This window comes from Flavobacterium sp., from assembly GCF_030146175.1.
Classification (GTDB): Bacteria; Bacteroidota; Bacteroidia; order Flavobacteriales; family Flavobacteriaceae; genus Flavobacterium.
In genome coordinates, this window is record NZ_JASLCE010000085.1 from 1 (window position 1) to 22,363 (window position 22,363).

A 22,363-nucleotide genomic window follows, 5' to 3' on the forward strand; every position below is an offset into this window, starting at 1 on the left:
ACCGGGAGTACTCCGAAAATCCCTAACAGAGTAGGAACAATTTAATCAAACCAAAAAATTATGAAAACACAAAACGCAAACAACAAATTAGCCTTTAATGCTTCTACCGTAACGGAATTAACAGATACACAAATGATGACTGTAGATGGAGCAACAACTGTACCATGTGTAGCTGTAGGTGTAGCTTCTATTGCGCTTAGTTATAACATCACAAAAGATGTTTTTAAAAGAGCAGAATAATCCCGAAATAGGGTAGATCAATAAAAGGCTGTTTTTACGGCCTTTTATTATTTTAGATACCTTCGGATTGAAACCGGTTCGAACAAAGGTATTCCGGTTTAAAAAGCACAATCAGAATCGTTTTGTTACATGGAATAGGGCAGAGATCGATTTGTTTTACCGGTATAAGAGAGAAATAAAGCCAAACAAAAAGCGCCATTAGAAACTAATGACGCTTTTTGTTTGGAGGAAGGAAACGTTTACGAATAGATAAACGAAACTTTACCAAACTTATTTCCGTTGTTGTTATAGGTTTGATCCAGGAAATCTTTGATCGCATCATTGTCGGTAAAAGTACTGTCAATGACTAAAGGATGTGTTTCAAACTTTTGCAATCCGTTACGTAAATCATCGCCACTTCCCAAACAGTTTCCGATTAATTGTACATTACGAGTCATTAAACTGGCAATTAAAAGCGTTAGATTGGTTTTTTCTACGGTAGTAATCTTTTCTACCGACTGGTTGTAAATGCCGCAGGTTAAATAGCGCGCATTAAGGTTTAAATAGTCGGATAACGGAACCAGATACGTATCGGAAAACGCATCTAAAACAACATCAAAATACAGGTTTTGCGGTAATTGGTTCTCATTAAAGCTAAAAACATCCTTTATAAACGGAAAATGATTCGTTACGCTTTCAACATTCTTACCGGAGTAGGACAAACCATATACATTGCAATCCAGGTCTCTTAAAAGATTTAAAAAGAAAAAAGCGGTATTCGAGGTTATGGAAGTAACCAAAACATTGTCACCCGGTTTAATATTGGCTCTTCGGATCATAGACATGGCCGTTTGTGTACCAATACCGATTCCGCCGGCCTGTTCGGAAGTAATTCCTTCCGGTATTTTAATTAGTTTTCCCTGATTGTAAATTTCAAATTCCCGACTGGCATGGTTGGAAGGAATTCCCGGAAACGAATCGTTCTCCGGAAACGGATAAAAACTGTTACTGATTACCCGGTCACCTATTGCAAATGCAGTGACGTTTTTCCCGATTTTTTCGACTACGCCACAAAAATCGGAACCAATCGGATAATAGGTTTCCTGATCGAGCGATTCGATTTTTCTCCAGGCATTTTCAATCACACCCAAATCGCGATAATTAAGTGAAAAACTTAGTTTTCGGACTAATACGGCATTTTGATGGGCGTCGGAATCTTCATCGAGTTCCGGTTTATTGCCTATAACAAGGCCAATAGGAATCTGAAGATTATCAATAGAAAACAGATGCCTTTTTTGGGCATCTGTTTTTTCGAATAATGAAGGGCTTAATACGGCTAAGGATCTCATAGTTTATAGGATTTCAACTTGTTTGGATTCGGTTTTGGCTTTCGAGGTGTACAGTTGTTTGCTGTAATAACGGTACAGATAATCGTAAACAACCATTTCATGTACCCGTTGTTTGGCAATAAACACCCGGTTACAAATCATATGCAGGTAACTCAAGGCTATAGAACCAAAAGAGGTTGGCAGTTGTTGCGTTTGTGCCAGTTCCTGCAAACGTTTGGCCACCGCATTGTTTTTAACCGAACGCTCTTTAAGCACATCCCATATCGGCGCATACATTTCGTCGGTTAAGGATTCGTCCATAAACAACTCAATATCGCGTTCGTTTTTAGTAAACATTTCGTTAATCTGCTTGTTCAGATCGCCCGCTCCGGAACGGTTAAATTCGTTTCCGAAACTCGTTTTGGCAACTTTAAGCATTTCAATTCGGTCTTTTAAGCTAAATCCAAGATCTTCCAACAAGAAATGCATCGATAACAGACAGAATTTCCAACGGATTTTTTCACCTTGATCCCCTTCGATCATATCGGCAAAACGCAGTGTACATTCGCTATCGTGATGGAACAAACTTTCGGTTTCGGCAATCGCCAAATGACCGTAGCGTTGTAATTCTCTCAGATAGGTATCCGTTTGCGTTTTCCAGATGATATTGTTCTTTTCAAACGGTTGTATGTGTTCTTTAATAATATTGATACATTCCGTAAAATGGTGTTTGTCGTTTAGTAATACACGGAAACGCAAATGATGACCAGAGGCATCCTGATAACGGATAAAAAACCATTTTTGAATCAGATTTTTGGATTCCAGTTCGGCTACAATCGGATTGATCGCTCTGTTTAAAAGCTCTTCACCGGCTCTTTCACCACAATAGAATTTGTAGTACAACCATTCCTCACCAATGGAGAACGATGGTGTCACCGTGCTATTGTCAAGAGGAGTGCCTTCCTGAAGCGATTTGGCTTTATAAGCCGAAACTATTTCGGTGTGTTTATTATTGGTTTCTTTTTTTACTTCAGCATTTTTAAAAGCCGAAACGATAAACTCATTACAGTAATTTTCCGTTACGGTATCTTCTTGAAACAAAAACTCTTTTAGCTGGATAAAACGCTCTCCTTTTAGCATTAAAGTAAAGACTTTACAGCTTAGATCGTTGGTGAAGTTTACAACTACTTCGTTATCGCCCTGAACAAAAGCAACGATATTCGGGATTTTTCGCTCGCTTTGGAAAGCGCGTACCGTATCGATAATAGTATCCTCTTTTAGGGAAGTTAGGAATTTAATATCTTTTTCTGATAAATTCCATGTGGCTCTCGACAATAGAATATCGTTATAAGACAACCTTGGAAGGAAGCTAAAATCATTCTGTAATTCACCCCATGTAAATCCGATACCGGAAGAATCCTGGTTTTGTAAATCGCAAAGGAAATGATAAATCGGAAGTGCATTGGCACTGTAATTATGTGCATTTCCTAATCGGGGAATGATTTCTTTGCCCAATCTTTTAGAACGTAGGATAATGCGGTTGTTTTTTACGGAGATATACAAATCCTCTACCGCTATCTGATGTTCCAGATCCAGTGATGAACTTCCCAAATACGGAATTTCATAATCCCTTTGGAAACCGCGATACAGGATATTTCCGGTACGCGCTTGCGGTAGGTGAATAATTTCTGCAATAATTTTATCCGGATGTAATGCTTTTTCTCTTTCGGAGATTTCATCACAAAGCGACATAATATTTTCATTCAGGTGTCCGAAACGACCGATAAGACCATTGGCCGAAGGACCGGCAACCGAAGTCAAAGCGATTTTTTCGTCGTTATTTTCATGGAACAGATTAAAGAAAACCGAAAAACTATCGGGATATAAACGTTCTTTTTCGTCAAACTGATTAATCTCTTCATCCGTTAGGGAAATACTGCTGGCACCGATTTGGGTAGCCTGAACCAGTTTTTGGAACAGAAAAGCTCTTTCCGGACTAATATTTACCTGTTTGTAGTTGGAATAATTTGGAATAATATTTAATTCGTCAACCAAAGGCGTTTTGGCACCGGATTGTTTTCCGTAACCAATTCCCACATCCGGATCTAAAACCTTGATCAATGGTTGTTCGTATTCTTCATAGCGCTCCGCAAATTTTCGTTTAAACTCTTTTAGATTGCTTTTCTCATGTAGCGGTTGTAATTTATTCAGAGCCGTTACACCGTTACGCAGCTTTTTTAGTATTTTATTGCTCAGACTCGCATCCGGTAATGTTCTGTAACCGTCTACCTGAAATAATTTAGACTCATCTACTTCGTCCAATTCTTGGTTTAACATGGTATAGATTTCTCGGTATTTTTCAGGATCATTAAAAACATTTTCGTCCAGATTGCTGATCTTTTCTTTTAAAGTAAGGATAAGTTCCAGAATTACCTGTGCTTCATGGAATGCAAAACGATCTTCTTTAAATTTAGCGATTAACGTTTCGAAATAATCGGCGCCGGTTAATGTAAATTCCAGTTCGCTTACCAAAAACTGACTGTCGATAATGGTATTGATAAAAGCGAGTGCATCTTTTTCGGTGATTTCATCCGAAATCAGGTGTTGTGCCAATTCGGAAATAGTCGCTCCGTTGGCCGCTTTTTTCAGGACGATGTCCAGATATTCGGTTGCCAGTACTTCCGAAATTTTATGAAGTCGGGCGTTCTTTTTAAAATAATATTCCACATAACGGAACTTGTCGAAAACGGTATAAACAGAAGTATTCGGAAAATACTGCAATACCGAGCGTATTGCGTTTTCTTTTGTAATAATCGGCATAAAACTACCCAAAAAATACATATCGTATTTGGTATAACGACTAATCGCCGCTTTTTCGAAATCGATTTTGGTTTCCGCTCCCATATCGATAGCCGACACATGGGCAAACATACCAAAAGGAGTACATCGGTTGGACATTCGAGAGGTATATTTGTAAAGAGAACCTTTTAGGTTTTTTAGATCACTTTCGTCTTGGAAAGCCTCACCTTGTTCCCATAATTCGAAAGCCTTGTAAATACTCGGCGATCCGATAAACAGTGCTTCACGGTTTTTAGGGTTTTTAAAAATGTCCTGAATCATTTCCCAGGTAATATCCATTTTTTTTGGCTCAAGTGGCGTTCTGACGATAGCTTTAGCAGCAAAAGAATAATTTTTCATACTATAGTTGGTTTGGGTTTTTAGTTTAAATTGTTTTGCCACATTTTGTAGTAGTAGCCTTTTTGGTTTAACAGATCCTCATGCGTTCCGTTTTCGATAAGTTCTCCTTTTTTAAAGGCCATGATAATATCGGCATTTTTTATAGAATGAAGCTTATGTGCGATCACAATAATTGTTTTTCCCTGTTGGGATAAATCCTGGATTAAGCTTTTGATTACCAGTTCCGATTCGGAGTCTAATGCCGATGTTGCTTCGTCCAGAATGATCACTTCCGGATCTTTATATAAAGCTCTTGCAAAAGCGATTCGTTGCCGTTCTCCACCCGATAAATTGGCTCCGAATTCCCCAAGATAAGTGTCAAATCCATTTGGTAGTGATTCGATAAAATCGTAAGCACCTACTTTTTTACTCACATCGATTATACGCTCCATATCCGGATTTTGATCACCAATGGCAATATTCGAAATAATGGAACCGTCGAAAAGCTCTACATTTTGCGGTACAGTAGTGATCAATTTATTAATACTGTCTTTTGAAATATATTTCAGATCGTAATTCCCAACAGAAATCTTACCGTCTGTCGGATGATAAATACTCTGAATCAGGGAAGCAATCGTACTTTTTCCGCTTCCACTTTCGCCGACGATAGCGGTGAATTTGCCTCTTGGAATAGTAAGGTTGAGTTCTTTAAAGGTGTTTCTTCCGATCTCATACGAAAAGTCCACATTTTTAAATTCGATATCACCCAGATTGTTTTTGTTGAGGTTGATTGTCGCTTCGGTTTTTTCATTATCCAAATCCATAATACCAAACAAACGATCGGCTGCAATCATGGCATTTTGAATCTGAACATTGGTTCCGATTAATTGAGAAGCCGGTCCAGTAAAATAACCAATTACAGAATAGAAAGAGAATAATTCACCCGGTGTAATTTGTCCGTCGATAGCATAATGTGTACCGGCCCATAATAGGATAACGGTAAAAATACGGGAAACAAATTCCGTTGAAACTCTCGAAAAAATACTGTTAATACCGGAAGCATAAATACTTTTTAAAAGATCGATAAAGCGTAATTCGGTTTTGTTTTTGGAAAAATCTTCCAATGACAAACGTTTTACCGTTCCGATGTTTTTAATCGACTCGACCAATTGTGCTTCCAGAATGGCGTTTTTCTCCATCACCTGACGTTCTGCTTTTTTATTCAGGTTGTTGACAATAAAATAGATGATCACATAAACCGGAATGATTAACGAAACGATCAGTGCCAGTTTCCAGTAATAGGTATACATAAAAATAAAAGAGAAAATTACGATCAGAATGTTTACCGAAACACTTAGCGCAGTTTCGTTGATCAACAATCTGATTTTTACAGCATCTCCAATACGAGACATGATCTCTCCGATTCGCATCGTGTCGAAAAACTTTTGTGGCATGGTAAACAAATGTTTGTAATACCCCAGAATTAAACGGGAATCCAATTGCTGACTAGTTTTAAGCAGGAAGAAATCCTTTAGCGCACCGAAGGTAAATTGGAGTAGGATACATCCCAAAACAATAATACTCATCAGATTTAACAGGCTCTTATTTCCGCTAACCAATACAAAATCGGTTATTTTTTCGACATAAATAGACATGGAAAAGCCTAAGAGTGTGTAAATCACAGCACCGATAAAAGCCTGAATCAAAATATATTTATGCGGTTTTAAAAGGAAAGCAATACGTTTTAGGTTGGAAATTTTTTCGTTTCGTTCCTTGAAAATGTCTTCATCCGGAATCAGAATTAAATAATATTCGGTCGACATGCTTTTGAATTCTTCATGCGATTTTTTTTCAATTTTACCCGAAGCCGGATCCATAAGTTGGATATACTTATCGGTCACCTTATAAATTACTACATAATGTGGGAATTCGTGTTCTTCGTGTTTGATAATCACATGAGCAATCGCCGGAAGCGGAATGTCTTTGATACTGTCAAAAGAAGCTTTTACACCTTTTGCAAGAAATCCCAGTTTAATTGCTGCTTCGCGTAATCCCAAAAGGGTAGTTCCTTTCTGGCTTGTACTGGCATATTGACGGATTCTTGAAATCGGTAAACTAAGGTTATAGTGTTCGGCAACCGAAGCCAGACAAGTGGCGCCGCAGTCGCTGTAGTCGTGTTGTTTTATGGCGATCTTACTCATTTCTAATACTGTTATAAGGGTTTAACCAATCTTCAATTTCATCAAATAATAATTGGAACATACTTCTTTTGGTTAGAAAGAAACGACTGGTAACGGTCATTCCTTTTTTCAGTTTTCCTTCCGAACCGTTTTTCAGATACAAACTTTTTTTAGCGATTGAACTTCTGATTCGGTATACCGGTGTCTCACCGATAAAAATCACATCTTTTCCTATATCGATAATCTGTCCGGTTGCAAATCCCCATTGATTGGAGTTGTAGGCATCGACCTGATATTTTACGTTTTCTCTTTCTTTGATATAGCCAATGTCGGATGGAGAAACAAAGGTTTCCACGATGATATCGCGATCCGGGGAGATTTCGGCAATCACACTTCCCGGAGTTATGGTACTTCCCTTGCTGATTCCCTGTACATTTAACAACTCGCCACTTATCGGAGCAATCAGTACATACGTTTTTTCTTCTTCACGCAATTGATTGGAATTGGAGTGAATGTTGGTAACATTTTGAGAATATTCGGTTAGTTGCTTTTGCCACCCTAATTCGGCTTGCTTGATAATGTTTACCCGGTCGTTTTTAAGTTTGTTCAGATCGAGTAATGTTTTTTCATATTCGGCTTTGGCGATGATTTGTTTGTTATAAAGACGATCGGCACGGTCGAACTCCGTTTGGGACGTTTTAATGATAACATCGATATTATAAAGTTCCTGAGCGTGTTTCAGGTATTCCTTTTTGTATTGTTCCGTTTTAAGCGCGCCGTAATTTCTTTTTAAAAGCTGACGGAGATCGTTCATATAATCGCGGAATTCGTTGGTCTGAATATTGTTTAGACGTCCTTTTTCCTCAATAATTTTATGATCGATAATTAATAGGGTGTCGCCAGCCTCTACTTTTCGATTTTCTTCCAATTTTGAAAAAATTACGCGGCCACTGGCGGGAGCATATAAGGATGCTTTTTTCTCTTGTGGGATAATATGACCTCTACTAGTGGTATATAAATCCACATATATAAATGGTAAAGCGATTACAGCACTAAACAGTGTTATAAATATGGCCCAAAAAATAACATTGGTTTTTTTGTTATGTTTTGCTATGTGATATTCTACAGTGCTTTTTAGAATATCTTCCGGGAAAATGTTCGGATCGTTCATCACGCTATTATTTTTTAAAGGTTAGACATAACTGACCTTTTTGGTTAAAAAATTCAGTATTCATGTGCTTGGGTTTTGATTCAAAACAACGAATAATATGTAGCGTGTACAAGTGAAGTAACCCGAAATTTATAAAAAATGACTGGTTTTTAAAGGTGTAAATTATTGATTTGCAATATTTTAATTCAAAATTGGTTTGAGGGAGACTCTTGAGGAGGCGTATGGTAAAAAAGGTAGCAATCCGTTCTTCCGAAGGGAAAAAAGAAGTAAAACAGCGCTGCTAAAAAAGGAATAAAAACGGTTTTTTGTCGAATTATATTGGAAGTCTGTCCAACTGTTTTTCGATTTTTTGAAAAACTTTTTTAATGGGTTTGGATTCTTTAAAGCGGTATCCGATAAAAAAATCGAATCCAATACGGCTACTGATAAACTCCGTATTCAGTTCGTTGATGTAGTTAAAATTCCGGTAATTCGCTTTGAAGCCGGAAAAGAAGTTACTGTTGTTAAAGCCCAAAGCGAGGTTGGCATCGATGTTAATATTAACACCTTGCGAATTTTTTTCCAATTCCTGACTGCTTTGATTGTTGAGGTAAAAGTTTTTGGAATGATTATAACCGATTCCGGGATGTAATCCGGCTGTGGCAAACCATTTTTTATCCAACACAAGATTGTACATATAACCGGCTTGAACGATCACATCATAGGAATAAATCTTATCGATAAAAAGCTTACTGGAGTTATCAGCATTGGTTTCAAGAGTATTGTAGGCATAATAAATGCTTGGAATAAAAGAACCTGTACTCTGCATTTGCCGTTCGGTTTGCGATTCGTAGGCGCGATAGGAAAAATTCCGATTTACAATAAAGAATGTTTTTCCACCATAGGTGTTCACTTTCATTTGCGGGAACGCTTCGATCAATTCGTCGTTTTCCGGAGAAACAAGATAATAACCCTGTACGTTTTTATAGATAATTTCCTGTCGCAGTCGATCGGAATAAAAAAACTTAAAGCCTAAATCCAGAATCAGGGTATTGCCTTTGATGGCATTGTCGTTATTTCCCGGGAAGAAACTGGGCGAAAAAGAAACCGTTAGCCCTAAAAACCGATAGTCGAACGAAAAACGGAGCTTAAAAATCTCATTCGGAATAAATTTATTTTCCGATTTTTCCTTGACATTGCGGATATACAGATTGTTGATATCGGAATCGATATTCAGTTTGCATATCATTTTATTAGCATAATTGACACGATACAGCGTGTCGTACTTTTGCGTAACTTCTTGAATGGTATCATTTTGTGAAAAAGCAAAAGTCGACAGAAATATACAATATCCGATGAAAACAAGTTTTCTAAAATCCATCGGTTAGAGGGGAATGGTTAGCGTATCGGTCATGAATCGATTTAAGCCCGCAAGTTACAAAAAACTATTTTAGCCAGTCAACAGGCGTTTTTAAAACGGAAAGCAACTGCTCTTCAGGGCTGTCTTTTTCCGGATGATGATCGTAAACCCACTGTACATGTGGTGGTAAGCTCATTAATATACTTTCGATACGCCCATTGGTTTTTAAACCAAACAAGGTTCCTTTGTCGTGAACGAGGTTAAATTCGACATAACGACCACGTCGGATTTCCTGCCAGGTTCTGTTTTCCGGCGTATAATCCAATGTTTTTCGTTTTTCCACAATCGGAAGATAGGCCTCCAAAAAGCTATTTCCAACTTCGGTCACAAAAGCATACCATTGCTCCATGCTCATCGTTTCGGTAGCTTTACAATGATCAAAGAAAAGTCCGCCGATTCCTCTGGCTTCCTCGCGATGTGCATTCCAAAAATAGGCATCACATTGTTTTTTAAACAGATCGTAAAATGCCGGATTGTGTTTGTTACAGGCTGTTTTACAAACCTGATGAAAGTGTCGGGCATCTTCTTCAAACAGATAGTAAGGTGTCAAATCCTGTCCACCGCCAAACCACTGGTTGATAACGTTTCCGTCTTTATCATACATTTCAAAATAACGCCAGTTGGCATGAACAGTTGGTACCATCGGATTTTTTGGGTGAAGGACCAAACTCAGACCACAGGCAAAAAAATCAACATCTCCTACATTAAAGTAGGTTTGCATCGCTGCAGGAAGTGGTCCGTGAACGGCCGAAATATTAACGCCTCCTTTTTCGAATACAGCACCATTTTCGATCACCCGGGTTCTACCGCCTCCGCCTTCGGGACGTTCCCAGATATCCTGGTGAAAAACAGCCTTCCCATCGGCTTTTTCCAAAGCTGCCGTAATGGTGTCCTGTAAATTTTGTATGTATGTATAAAATTGTTCTTTCATCATTATAATTTATAAACCAACATTAAACCACCGCGATACGGAAGAAACTCACCACTTTTATTGTATTTCTCAGCGCCGTCAATTCGCTCGTGTGTTGTTATCGTATAACCTTTGTAAAAACCCTGATGGTTTCCGCCACCTAAAAATAATTCCAGACTAAAATGATCATTTATCGGATAGAGGTAACCAATAGTCGCTCCCATCATTACGCCAATACCTTCCTGATAATAATCCATATGCCAGGAATCCCATTTTTGGATTTTATATTGACTTCCACCAACGTGTGCGCCAACAAAAAAGCCGCTGTTGATGTCTTTCGTATAATAGCGGACTTCTGCAAAAGCCAGTGTGAATTCCATCGGGCTACCTTTAAACGATTTCCAGAAAGAAGCGGTGGCATCGAACTGGAATGTCATTTTCTCACCGATTTTGGTTTCTATACCAAAATTCGGAATGACCGCCAAAGCAGTGGCAATATTCCCTTTAATACGCGTCTGGCCGAAAGTAACCGAAGTTATCAGGCAAACCAATAACAGGTAAAGCTTGTTTTTGTATGTCACGGGGAAAGGGGATTTATAAGGGGATACTCTTTTTTATTTCTGATATTCTTTTACTGCTTCTACAAACGCTTTGGCATGATCAACCGGGATGTTTGGTAAAATACCATGTCCCAGATTAACGATGTATTTGTCTTTTCCGAACGCATCGATCATCTCGTGTACCATTTTTTTGATGGTTGGAATAGGCGATAACAAACGCGAAGGGTCGAAGTTTCCTTGTAAGGTGATGTTTCCACCGGTTAGGTAACGTGCATTTTGTGGCGAACAAGTCCAGTCTACTCCCAAAGCGGAGGCTTTACTTTTGGCCATTTCGTTTAAAGCAAACCAACATCCTTTTCCAAAAACAATTACCTCGGTATGTGGTGCCAGTGCTTCTACAATCTGGTTGATATATTTCCATGAAAATTCCTGGTAGTCAACCGGCGAAAGCATTCCCCCCCAACTGTCAAAAATCTGAACGGCATTCACTCCGGTTTTTACTTTTTCGATCAGATAGGCAATCGTAGTATCGGTGATTTTTTGTAGTAAGGTATGCGCCGCTTCCGGTTGCGAAAAGCAAAAACCTTTGGCCGTATCGAAACTTTTCGAACCTTTTCCTTCCACAGCATAACAAAAAATCGTCCATGGTGAACCGGCAAAACCGATCAATGGCACTTCATTGTTTAGCATTTCTTTGGTCAGTTTGATCGCATCCATCACATAACCTAGCGATTCCTGAATATCCGGATTGTAAACTTTTGCCACATCGGCAGCCGAACGAATCGGATTTGGGATAATTGGTCCTAAATTGTCTTTTAGTTCTACATCAATTCCCATTGCTTGCGGAACGACAAGGATATCCGAAAAAAGGATCGCTGCATCCGGTTTTACAATACGGATCGGCTGAACGGTTATTTCAGCAGCCAATTCGGGAGTTTTACAACGGGTGAAAAAATCATACTTGTCGCGCAATGCCCGGAATTCCGGTAAATAACGACCCGCCTGACGCATCATCCATACCGGTGGTCTTTCCACGGTTTCTCCTTTTAAAGCTCTTAAAAATAAATCGTTCTGTATCATAATCTGTTGTTTTGAACAATCGTCTAACCGATTGCTTATTTTTTTATTTTAAATATATTGACAATGGTGTGGTTTACAATGTCGGTATCTTCCCATTCCATGCTCAATTCGCTGAAAATGTCTTCGCGTTCCTGATCCGACGGACTCACATAGGCGAAAAGGGATTTGATTTTCATGGTGTCAAAAGCCGTTTTAATACAATGTTGTAAAGCTTCTTCGGCATAGCCTTTATCGCGAAATTTCGGAAGGAGTGCATAACGAAGTACCACTTTATGGGGGTCGTTCGCATCGGGTTCCAATCCGCATTGTCCGATAATGGCTTTACTTTTTTTATCAACCAGAATGAGTAAACCTCCGGATTGTTGTTCGTATCGTAAAAATTGTTCTTCAAACCATTTTTTACAAGCTTCTTCGGGTGCTTTTCCGGCATTGTAAAATTCGATGGCTTCGGTATCGTGATGATAGGGTAGCCAGTTTTCGAAATCCGAAGGAGTCAGTTTTCGGAATAGTAAGCGGTTTGTTTCCTGATTTTCTAAAAGATAATTCATGACGGTACGGATTTAAAGTAATTAAGACATTGAATTATCGTGTTTTCAATGGTAGGCTGATTGGCAATAATAGTGTTTTGTGTGCTATTTTCCAACGCTTCCGCAGTTGTTGTTCCGATACAAAAACACATTTCGTCGGTAATGGTGTTTTCTTTTAAATAACTTTCAACACCCGACGGACTAAAAAACAGGATGCCGGCAGCTTTGGTTTTTATCGGATGTGGTGTTAATACGGTCGCATATACGGTTACTTCGTTAAAAAGTATCCCGGCTTGATGCAAAGCTTCCGGTAGCGTATCCCGACGTAAGTTACCATTAAAAAAGGTAAAACTCGTTTGTGGGCAATGCTTTGTAATATAATCGGCCAACTCGGCGGCATATCCGGTACAGGCCAGCACGGTAAAACCGTTTGCTTCGAGTAGGGCTTTGGTTTTTATGCCAACGCAAAAAACGTTTTTATGTTGTAAGGTTGCCAGATCGACGTGTTTCAGGACACTATGAACGGCATTCTGACTGGTGAATAGCAGGGAATCGTGAAGCATTGGCATTGAAAAAGGCAAGTCTTCCGTTTTGATAAAATCCGATTCGATAACCGAAAAACCGGCATTCAGCAGGTATTGCTTCTGGTTGGACAGAAGTTTTTTGGTGCTGATGATGCGAATCGGTTCCTGCATTATTTTTGTAATGTTTTTTTAATAAGCGTCATCAGGACACTTCCACCATTATCCAACACTTCACGAGCGGCTTTTTGACCGAGTTCGCGGTAATCGTCCAGGGAAACGACTTTTTCAATCTCGTGTTTTTCGGTTCCGTCCAGCGAAAATAAAACCCCGTTAAAGGTGATGGTATTTTCGGAAACGGTTGCCAAAGCACCGATAGGAGCGGTACAACCGCCTTCCAGTTCCCGTAAAAACTGTCGTTCGATATGCGTACAGATTTCGGTTTCTTTATGGTTTAATTGGGCTACGGCCCCACGACAAAAAGCGTCATTTTCCATGGCAACAACAACCATTGCCCCTTGAGCGGGTGCAGGAGTCATCCAGTCCAGATCGATATAGGTATCGGGTTTTAGATTGATCCGTTCCAGTCCGGCTGCTGCAAAAACAGCACCGTTCCAGTTGTTGTCGTGTAATTTTTGCATACGGGTGTTTACATTTCCGCGTAAATCGACCACTTCATGCGTTGGATATTTATGAAGCCATTGCGCTTTACGACGAAGGCTTCCGGTGGCAATAATGCCATTGCCGTTTAAAAAATCAAGGTTTCCTTTGTGGACTAAAATATCAACGGTATTCGCACGTTCCAAAACGGCTGCCTGTACAATTCCTGTTGGAAGTGCTGTGGGAACGTCTTTCATCGAATGAACGGCAATGTCTACTTCACCTTTAATCATTGCGATATCGAGCGTTTTGGTAAAAATACCGGTGATGCCCAATTCATACAAAGGTTTATCCAAAATAATGTCGCCTGTAGATTTTACGGCGACAATTTCTGTAGGGTATCCTAAGTCGTTTAGTTTTTTGGCCACGGTGTGCGCCTGCCATAACGCCAGCTCACTATCGCGTGTTCCAATACGTATTGTTTTATTCATTTTTAGCAGTTTCTATCTGGAAAATTTTTTCAATCCATTCGATACTTTCGTCGACCATGGTATTGTTGTCTTTCAGATGATTGGCAAAATGGGTGGTTATCTTCTGGATAATGCGGGTGCTTATAATTTCCGCCTGCTCCTCGTCGAAGTTGTCGAATTTTTTGCGTTGAAAATTCAGTTCACTTTCTTTAATCGTGTTAAGTTTTTCTTTTAACGCATGAATGGTTGGCGCAAACTTTCGGGCTTTGGTCCAGTTAAAGAATTCTTCTTTTATTTCTTCGATAATGGCCTCGGCTGCCGGAATGTGTTTTTTGCGGTTTTCCAATGTCTCATCGGTCATTTGCGAAAGATGATCCATATGAACCAATGTTACATCCGACAATTCTTTTACATTGTCATCAACATTTTTAGGCACGGATAAATCCAGAATCAACAACGGTTTTTTCAGATTCAGGATGGCTTTGTCGATCGTTGGATTTTGTGCTCCGGTAGCAACAACAAGCACATCGGCTTTTTGAATTTCCAATTGCAGGTCGGCATAATCTTTTACGATCAGGTTGAATTTCCCGGCAATTTTCTCCGCTTTGTCTTTGGTTCTGTTGATCAGTGTAATATGATCATTTTTGGTGTGCTTAACCAGGTTTTCGCAGGTATTCCGCCCGATTTTTCCGGTTCCAAACAATAAAATGTTTTTCGAACTGATATCCGGAACGTTATTCATAATATATTGTACCGCGGCAAACGAAACGGAAGTGGCACCGGAACTGATCTCGGTTTCATTTTTGATGCGTTTGCTGGACTGGATCACAGCGTTGATCAAACGTTCAAGAAAATTGTTGACTAACGTATGATTTTTGGATTCGATAAAAGCATTTTTCAGCTGACTTATAATTTCGAAATCACCTAAAATCTGACTATCCAATCCGGTTCCCACACGAAACATATGATTAATGGCCTCGTTGTTTTTATAGACATAGGCTACTTTCTGAAAATCTTCGATAGTACCCTGACTGTTTTCGCAAAGTAATTTTATTAACTGAAAAGGATGTTGTGCATAACCGTAAATTTCGGTTCGGTTACAGGTAGAGGTAACGATCATGGCATCAAGGCCATCGTTTTTTGCTTGAATCAGTAAGTTATCTTTCGCCAGGCTGTCAAGGCTGAATTTTCCTCTCATCTCGGCATCCGCTTTCTTGTAACTCAATCCAACGGCATAAAAAGTTGGATGCTTCGATATCGTATTGTTCTCCATTTTTTCCACTTTAATCTAAAGTTAAACAAAAGTATTACTATCTGATTTATAAAAATAACGCTCAAAGGTCTTTTTGTATCGCTTCAAGATATTTTAAACTAAAATAGGATTGTCTGCTCAAAATCTTTTAAATTTGTAGAGAAATCAATGCCTTACGTAATTTTTATTTGGAATTATTCTAAATAAAGAAAATCCGTGGGTTTTTATTTATATACGAAAAAATACCGCTATGGGTTCTCAGGAAGACATAAAAATTGAAGAAGACTTTTTTTTAATTCGTTTTCAGAATGATACGAATGATGTTGTAAAGTTTGAACGTCCGGTGAACATGGGGTTGATCCAGTTTCATTTCGGACTAAAGGGAAAAGCGAAGTTTCTTTTTAATCAGGGGAGTTATGCGCTCGATCTGGTTGAGGAAAAATCACTGTTGCTTTACAACCCGCAAAAAGAACTGCCGTTGAACTTAACAATCGAACCGCATTCGTGGGTGGTATCGGTATTGATTTCGATTCAGAAATTCCACGCGTTATTTTCGTCCGAAGCCGAATATATTCCGTTTCTTAGCGATGAAAACCGGGATAAAAAATATTATAAAGAGGAAAATATCAGTCCGTCGATGGCGATTGTGTTGAATCAGATTTTTAATTATAACCTGAATCCGTCCATTAAAAAGCTATATTATAAAGGGAAAGGATACGAATTGCTGAGTTTGTTTTTTAACCGAAGCGAAGATCCCGATGCCGAACAATGTCCGTTTCTGATTGACGAAGAGAATGTATTAAAGATCCGGAAAGCCAAAGATATTGTGCTGGCTAATATGGCCGAACCACCGGGTTTACAGGAACTGGCCGATCAGGTGGGACTCAATCTGAAAAAGCTTAAAATGGGATTTAAACAGATTTATGGCGATTCGGTATACAGTTTTCTATTTGACTATAAAATGGAATATGCACGAAAATTGCTGGATAGCGGTTCGTATAACGTAAACGAAGTCGGATTGAAAATAGGATATAGTACGGCGAGTCATTTTATTTCGGCTTTTAAAAAGAAATTCGGAACGACGCCCAAAAAATACCTGATGTCGATCAATATCAGTTCCTAATATATAAAGTAGTTATAGGAGTATTAAAAAAAGAGATTAATATAAACCATGAAATAGTTCGCAAGCCGATAATTTTGCGAAAAAAAAGATTTATGAAAGGAGTATTGTTAGTAAACCTGGGTTCGCCGGAAAGTCCGGAACCGAAAGATGTAAAGCCGTATCTGGATGAATTCTTAATGGATAAATATGTAATCGATGTACCTTTTTTACTGCGCGCCTTATTGGTAAGAGGGATTATCCTGCGAAAGCGCCCGGAGCGTTCGTCGGAAGCCTATAAAAAAATATGGTGGGAAGAAGGTTCGCCTTTAATTGTACTTTCCAAGCGTACGCATAAAAAAGTACAGGAAAGAGTTGAGCTTCCGGTAGCATTGGCGATGCGTTATGGAAACCCTTCCATTTTGAGCGGTTTACAGGAATTGGCCGATAAAGGCGTAACAGAAGTGCTGTTGTTTCCGCTATATCCGCAACATGCGATGGCATCGACAACGACCATTCTTGTATTGGCCGAAGAATTGCGCCAAAAGCATTTCCCGCAAATGAAGTTTACCATCGTACCGGCTTTTTACAATAAAAAGGATTATATCCAGAATCTGGCGGATTCGATTAAAAAGCACCTGGAAGGTTTTGAATACGATCAGTTGTTGTTTTCATACCACGGCATTCCGGAGCGTCATATCCGCAAAACCGATGTGACCAAATCGCATTGTAAAATTGACGGAAGCTGTTGTAATACACCATCACCGGCACACGAATTCTGTTACCGTCACCAGTGTTTTGAAACGACACGACAGGTTGTGGAATTATTAAATATCCCCAAAGAAAAATACAGTCAGACGTTTCAGTCGCGTTTGTCAGGAGACAAATGGCTGGAGCCGTATACCGACATTGAGATCAACAAAATGCCGGAAAAGGGCATTAAAAATCTGGCCGTTGTAACGCCGGCTTTCGTAGCCGATTGTTTGGAGACGCTGGAAGAAATTGCGATGGAAGCCAACCATCAGTTTAAAGAACACGGCGGCGAAAACTTTTTGGCAATACCGTGTTTAAATGACGATGATAATTGGGTTGACACAATGAGCAACTGGATTAAAGACTGGTCTAAAAATTAACGCCATTTAGATGGAAGAATATTATAATTATATAAAGTCCCTGCATCTCATCTTTGTAATCACATGGTTTGCAGGGCTTTTTTATATCGTTCGGTTATTTGTTTATCACGCTGAGGCAAAAGATAAACCGTCGCCGGAAAAAGAGATACTGATCAAACAGTATCAATTGATGTCCTATCGTTTGTGGTATATTATTACCTGGCCTTCGGCCATATTGGCAAGTATTTTTGCCTTTTGGATGTTGTTTTTTACAACGCTGGGTAATGCCTGGTTACAAATGCCGTGGATGCATGTAAAGTTGGGATTTGTGTTTCTATTGTACCTGTATCATTTAAAATGCCATCAGATTTTCCTGCAATTACAACGAAATGAAATTCGTCATACGTCGGCTTTTTTTAGAATATGGAACGAAGGCGCGACGCTTATCCTGTTTGCGGTAGTGTTTTTGGTAATTTTAAAAGACGCGCTAAATTGGATTTATGGCGTAATCGGAATTTTTGTATTTTCGATCCTGCTCATGTTAGGGTATAAGCTGTACAAACGAATTCGGGAAAGAAACCAGTCATAAATGTTCAAAGATTTCAAAATAACGCAATTATCATTACAAGTCCGGATTTTTTTCTCGATGATTTGTCTTACGCTGATTGCGTCGGTTTTGATCGCTACCGTCTCGATTTATCAGTTCCGAAAAGAAGCCCGGATTTACCATCAGGACCGATTGGAACGGAAAGAAGATGCGATTACGCAGCACATCAATTATATCCTTTCTACGACAACCTATCCGCTAACAACGGAAAACCTGCCGTTAATTTTTAAAGACAAAATCCAGGAATTGGCCAATATCCATGCGCTGGAAATCAATATCCACGATCTGAAAGGAAACCTGCTGATTTCGTCCAAAGGAAACTTTTCGATCGATAGTCTGGCGCGTCCCATATCGCCAATCATTTTAAAAATCATACAATCGTCAACAAGCAAACGTTTTGTCGACTTGCGACAGATAGACGGGCAACGGTACCGTTCGTCCTATAGTTATCTGAAAGATACCAAATTCAAGCCGTTGGGTATTCTGAATTTACCGTATCCGGAGGAAACCAGTTTTTACGAAAATGAGGTGAAAAACTTCCTGATCCGTTTTGGGCAGGTTTACTTTTTTATGTTGCTCACCTCCATTATGCTGGCGTATTTCCTGTCGAGCTATATCACCAAATCCTTACAGGCGATTAGTGAACGAATTTTTGACACCCGTTTTAATAAGAAAAACGAAAAAATACCAATAGAAGCCTCCAGTAGTAAAGAGATTATTTCCCTGATCACGGCCTACAACGGAATGGTGGATAAACTGGAAGAAAGTGCCGAAAAACTGGCGCAAAGCGAACGGGAACAAGCCTGGCGTGAAATGGCCAAACAGGTGGCGCATGAAATTAAAAACCCACTAACACCGATGCGGCTTACGGTTCAGAGTTTTCAACGTAAATTTGATCCGAACGACCCCAATGTGAATCAGAAAGTGGATGATTATTCGAAAACATTAATCCAGCAAATCGATACGATGAGTTCGGTAGCGTCGGCTTTTTCCAACTTTGCATCGATGCCGGCACAGCAAAATGAAACGCTCGATGTGGTAAAAGTTGTCCGACTGGCACTGGAGATTTTCAATGAATATTATATTTATTTTGAAGCGGAACAGGAAGAAATTATTACAAAAATCGACCGGACACAGTTAATACGTATTATTACGAATCTGGTTAAGAATGCGATACAGGCGATTCCGGAAACCGAACCGGAGCCAAAAGTTGAAGTAAAGGTTTACAAAGAGAACGACAATGCTAAAATTATTGTTAAAGACAATGGGGTAGGCATAAGTATGGCGCATAAAAATCGTATTTTCGAACCAAAATTCACAACCAAAACCAGTGGTATGGGATTGGGATTGGGGATTATTAAGAATATTGTGGAGAATTATCACGGGACCATTACTTTCCAGAGTGAAGATGGAAAAGGAACCGTGTTTTTGGTAACATTACCAATCATAAACACCTAAACATCAGATTATGAATTACGAGAACATTTTAATTGAAAGAGAAAACGGTATCGCGCTAATCACGATCAACCGTCCTACGAAGTTAAACGCCCTTAATAAGGCGACAATAGAAGAATTACACAAAGCTTTTAAATCCGAAAATGAGGATCGATCGATAAAAGTAATCATCATCACCGGTAGTGGTGACAAAGCATTTGTTGCCGGAGCGGATATTTCGGAATTTGCTAATTTTTCAATTAAAGAAGGTGGAAGACTGGCCGCACAAGGACAGGAAATGCTTTTCGATTTTGTTCAGAATCTGGAAACCCCGGTTATTGCTGCAGTAAACGGATTTGCTTTAGGCGGTGGATTGGAACTGGCAATGTCGGCTCATTTCCGTATTGCTTCCGACAATGCCAAAATGGGACTTCCGGAAGTATCTTTGGGTGTAATCCCGGGCTATGGTGGAACACAACGTTTGCCACAATTAATTGGAAAAGGACGTGCTATGGAAATGATCATGACAGCAGGTATGATCGATGCGCCAACAGCATTAAGCTACGGATTGGTGAACCATGTGGTACCACAAGCGGAATTACTGGATCTGGCTAAAAATATAGCAACCAAAATCACTAAAAATTCCAGTGTAGCGATCGGAAAAGCGATCCAATCGGTAAATGCAGGATTTGAAGAAGGTGTAAATGGATACCATACGGAGATCCGGGCTTTCGGAGAATGTTTCGGAACCGAAGATTTTAAAGAAGGAACGACAGCTTTCTTAGAAAAAAGAAAAGCCGAATTTCCGGGAAAATAGATTAAGAGAATAAAGAGAAAGCCCTTGCCAACTAGTTGGCAAGGGCTTTTCACATATAAAGATTAACGTGGATTAGGAGATTTCGAATATAGTCGGGCTTTAAGCTCTTTAAATTTAGCTTTTGATCTTAGATTGGTATTATATTCGCACCATGATAATGCAGCATCTCTTTTAAGGTCGGGATAACGATCCCATCTTTTACAATATTCAGGAGCAAAATTTCTCCAGGGACTTTCCAGCCATGCTCTGTGGCCCAATGGGAATCCGGCATAGGGATAACCCGCAGCGCCATCAACAATGTGAAGGCCGGAAAATTGATTTTCTCTGTAATTTGGATTTGGAGTCATTGGTCCGGAAATAGATCCGTTTACAACGGTATACCATCCTATAATCTGACTTATAGGGATGCCGCCCATGACAGAAAATTGATTTTCTCTGTTTCTGAATTGTCCAAGGATATTAGAAGTATAAAAAATATTAGGAGCCTGAGCAATTACATAAATATAAGAAGTCTGCTGACGACTAAATAACCGGTTTCCCTCCATATAAGCCCTTTCAAGAGAGTTATTAATGCTTACGTAACCATAAGAATCCCTCGTCTCAGATCTGGAATGTTGGTATAAACTCATTTGGTCTACATTTTCTCCCCAGGTCAGATAGGTCTGATCGTTATAGTTATCTCCGATAATTCCTCTAGATTCCTCTATGTCCTCTGGATTTCTGCTTTCTGCGCGGAAAAACTGGTTTGTGAATCCGGGAAGGTTAGTAAATATTGTATAAGGATGCGGATTTCCGGAAGGAATAACGTTTCGGTTATAGTTTGGATTTTCCCGTACTTCCATCTGGCGATAGCTACCACCTTGAAAATGATACCGAACAGCTCTTCTAATGTTACTGCTGGGAATGTTGCCTAAAAAGGCCCATTCCTGTTGTGTCCGGAATAAAGTAATCAACTGATTAACACTGGCTCTTATACTGCTATTTATAGTATTGTCTGCAAAATGTTGAAATGAGGGTATAACACCATAGGCATTTGAGGTAGGAGTAATAACATATAACCAGAACTCCTCATTGGGCATAGGTTGAGAAGGATTTGTAGCCCAATTTAAAGAAGAAGAAGTGGATACCCATCCACTTGGAGCTACACCCTGCTGGTATAACGATATTCCGGACACGTGGGCAATCAGATCATTGTTTTGTCCTCTTGGGCTAAAGCCATTTGCAAAGATATCGGAAGGATCTCTGGTGTCTCTCCGGTAAACAGTATTAGGAGGATTTATAACATCTCTTTCAGGTCTGTTGAGATTGGTCTGTTTTTGGTCTCTTTTTGTAAGAATAAAATCGGTGTATGCACTGGCTGTGAGACGAGGTCCCGTAGTAAGGGTTATATATAATTTGCTGTCTTCCGGATATAATGTTCCGGATATATCCCTGATTACAGCATTTTTAACATATCGGGCATAAAACATATCGCCGTCATACTCTATAGAATTTATTTTTCCAGATAATATATTTGCATAAATCTGAACTTTTGGATTGTGAAAAGTTAAAGGCTTTTCATAATGATAACCGTAATCCAGAAAATCTTGCCTTCTATCCCGTCTTCCAGGTTCCAATTTATGCGAAATAGTAGGAGGTATATCAACATCCTTGGCAGAAACCATGGTAATGGTGCTTTTAAATGCTAAATGATAAGAGACGTTGTCAACAGTAAAAACAGCAAGGTTTCCCATTGAATCGGTTCCTTCCCAAATTCCCAATAAATCATCAATTGAGATATTGTCATCGCGATTTTTATTCGTAGGTGTATTGGATAAGAATTTTTCATCCATCTCAAAATCCGAACAAGAACTTAAAATTGCAATAATAAATAAAAGATAGAAATGTTTCATAAGACGAA

General features: G+C 39.3%; 19 protein-coding genes. 6 read left to right on the forward strand and 13 right to left on the reverse strand.

Annotated elements, in window-relative coordinates:
* Nucleotides 1-60 precede the first annotated feature (60 nt).
* Nucleotides 61-240 (forward strand): class I lanthipeptide, encoded by a 180-nt coding sequence (locus Q1R07_RS09995; protein ID WP_300489382.1) that lies wholly within the window; start codon nt 61-63, stop codon nt 238-240.
* A 239-nt stretch (nt 241-479) separates the two neighbouring features.
* Here the strand turns inward: Q1R07_RS09995 and Q1R07_RS10000 are convergent, their stop codons facing one another.
* The 12 genes from Q1R07_RS10000 to hemA form a co-directional block, all read right to left on the reverse strand.
* Nucleotides 480-1,568 carry a zinc-binding alcohol dehydrogenase family protein gene (locus tag Q1R07_RS10000; RefSeq protein WP_300489384.1) on the reverse strand — a complete coding sequence of 363 codons (1,089 nt, stop codon included), beginning with the start codon at nt 1,566-1,568 and terminating at the stop codon, nt 480-482.
* A 3-nt stretch (nt 1,569-1,571) separates the two neighbouring features.
* Nucleotides 1,572-4,745 (reverse strand): lantibiotic dehydratase, encoded by a 3,174-nt coding sequence (locus tag Q1R07_RS10005; RefSeq protein WP_300489386.1) that lies wholly within the window; start codon nt 4,743-4,745, stop codon nt 1,572-1,574.
* A 20-nt stretch (nt 4,746-4,765) separates the two neighbouring features.
* Nucleotides 4,766-6,925 (reverse strand): peptidase domain-containing ABC transporter, encoded by a 2,160-nt coding sequence (locus tag Q1R07_RS10010; protein ID WP_300489388.1) that lies wholly within the window; start codon nt 6,923-6,925, stop codon nt 4,766-4,768.
* Entirely contained in the window at nt 6,918-8,075 is a 1,158-nt protein-coding gene (locus Q1R07_RS10015) for an HlyD family efflux transporter periplasmic adaptor subunit (RefSeq protein WP_300489391.1), read from the reverse strand. The genes Q1R07_RS10010 and Q1R07_RS10015 overlap by 8 nt, the downstream gene beginning before the upstream one ends.
* A 313-nt stretch (nt 8,076-8,388) precedes the next feature.
* Nucleotides 8,389-9,435 carry a DUF4421 family protein gene (locus tag Q1R07_RS10020; protein WP_300489394.1) on the reverse strand — a complete coding sequence of 349 codons (1,047 nt, stop codon included), beginning with the start codon at nt 9,433-9,435 and terminating at the stop codon, nt 8,389-8,391.
* Nucleotides 9,436-9,499: 64 nt separating this feature from the next.
* The gene (gene hemF / locus Q1R07_RS10025; protein WP_300489450.1) at nt 9,500-10,405 is read right to left on the reverse strand and encodes an oxygen-dependent coproporphyrinogen oxidase; all 906 of its coding nucleotides are present in this window, start codon (nt 10,403-10,405) and stop codon (nt 9,500-9,502) included.
* Between the two features lie 2 nt (nt 10,406-10,407).
* The gene (locus Q1R07_RS10030; RefSeq protein ID WP_300489397.1) at nt 10,408-10,965 is read right to left on the reverse strand and encodes a DUF3575 domain-containing protein; all 558 of its coding nucleotides are present in this window, start codon (nt 10,963-10,965) and stop codon (nt 10,408-10,410) included.
* Nucleotides 10,966-10,998: 33 nt separating this feature from the next.
* Complete coding sequence (hemE, locus tag Q1R07_RS10035; protein WP_300489400.1) at nt 10,999-12,024, reverse strand: uroporphyrinogen decarboxylase; 1,026 nt, start codon at nt 12,022-12,024, stop codon at nt 10,999-11,001.
* 35 nt (nt 12,025-12,059) lie between these two features.
* Entirely contained in the window at nt 12,060-12,572 is a 513-nt protein-coding gene (locus Q1R07_RS10040) for a GNAT family N-acetyltransferase (protein WP_300489403.1), read from the reverse strand.
* On the reverse strand, nt 12,569-13,246 hold the full coding sequence (locus Q1R07_RS10045) for a uroporphyrinogen-III synthase (RefSeq protein ID WP_300489406.1): 678 nt from the start codon (nt 13,244-13,246) through the stop codon (nt 12,569-12,571). Before Q1R07_RS10045 ends, Q1R07_RS10040 begins: the two co-directional genes overlap by 4 nt.
* Nucleotides 13,246-14,163, reverse strand: a complete 918-nt coding sequence (gene hemC, locus Q1R07_RS10050) for a hydroxymethylbilane synthase (protein WP_300489409.1) — start codon at nt 14,161-14,163, stop codon at nt 13,246-13,248. Before hemC ends, Q1R07_RS10045 begins: the two co-directional genes overlap by 1 nt.
* Nucleotides 14,156-15,415 carry a glutamyl-tRNA reductase gene (gene hemA / locus Q1R07_RS10055; protein ID WP_300489411.1) on the reverse strand — a complete coding sequence of 420 codons (1,260 nt, stop codon included), beginning with the start codon at nt 15,413-15,415 and terminating at the stop codon, nt 14,156-14,158. Before hemA ends, hemC begins: the two co-directional genes overlap by 8 nt.
* Nucleotides 15,416-15,644: 229 nt before the next feature.
* On the opposite strand from hemA, the gene Q1R07_RS10060 reads away from it, so the two are divergent.
* The 5 genes from Q1R07_RS10060 to Q1R07_RS10080 all read left to right on the forward strand — a co-directional run bounded on the left by Q1R07_RS10060 (nt 15,645) and on the right by Q1R07_RS10080 (nt 20,463).
* A complete protein-coding gene (locus Q1R07_RS10060; protein ID WP_300489414.1) occupies nt 15,645-16,517 on the forward strand; it encodes an AraC family transcriptional regulator in 873 nt (290 codons plus the stop codon).
* 92 nt (nt 16,518-16,609) lie between these two features.
* Nucleotides 16,610-17,626 (forward strand): ferrochelatase, encoded by a 1,017-nt coding sequence (gene hemH / locus Q1R07_RS10065; protein ID WP_300489417.1) that lies wholly within the window; start codon nt 16,610-16,612, stop codon nt 17,624-17,626.
* A gap of 10 nt (nt 17,627-17,636) precedes the next feature.
* Nucleotides 17,637-18,194 (forward strand): CopD family protein, encoded by a 558-nt coding sequence (locus tag Q1R07_RS10070; protein WP_300489420.1) that lies wholly within the window; start codon nt 17,637-17,639, stop codon nt 18,192-18,194.
* Nucleotides 18,195-18,251: 57 nt separating this feature from the next.
* On the forward strand, nt 18,252-19,670 hold the full coding sequence (locus tag Q1R07_RS10075; RefSeq protein WP_300489453.1) for an ATP-binding protein: 1,419 nt from the start codon (nt 18,252-18,254) through the stop codon (nt 19,668-19,670).
* A gap of 10 nt (nt 19,671-19,680) precedes the next feature.
* Nucleotides 19,681-20,463, forward strand: a complete 783-nt coding sequence (locus Q1R07_RS10080; protein ID WP_300489423.1) for an enoyl-CoA hydratase-related protein — start codon at nt 19,681-19,683, stop codon at nt 20,461-20,463.
* A 62-nt stretch (nt 20,464-20,525) separates the two neighbouring features.
* On the opposite strand, the gene Q1R07_RS10085 is transcribed toward Q1R07_RS10080, so the two are convergent.
* Complete coding sequence (locus Q1R07_RS10085; RefSeq protein ID WP_300489426.1) at nt 20,526-22,355, reverse strand: enterotoxin A family protein; 1,830 nt, start codon at nt 22,353-22,355, stop codon at nt 20,526-20,528.
* Nucleotides 22,356-22,363 lie beyond the last annotated feature (8 nt).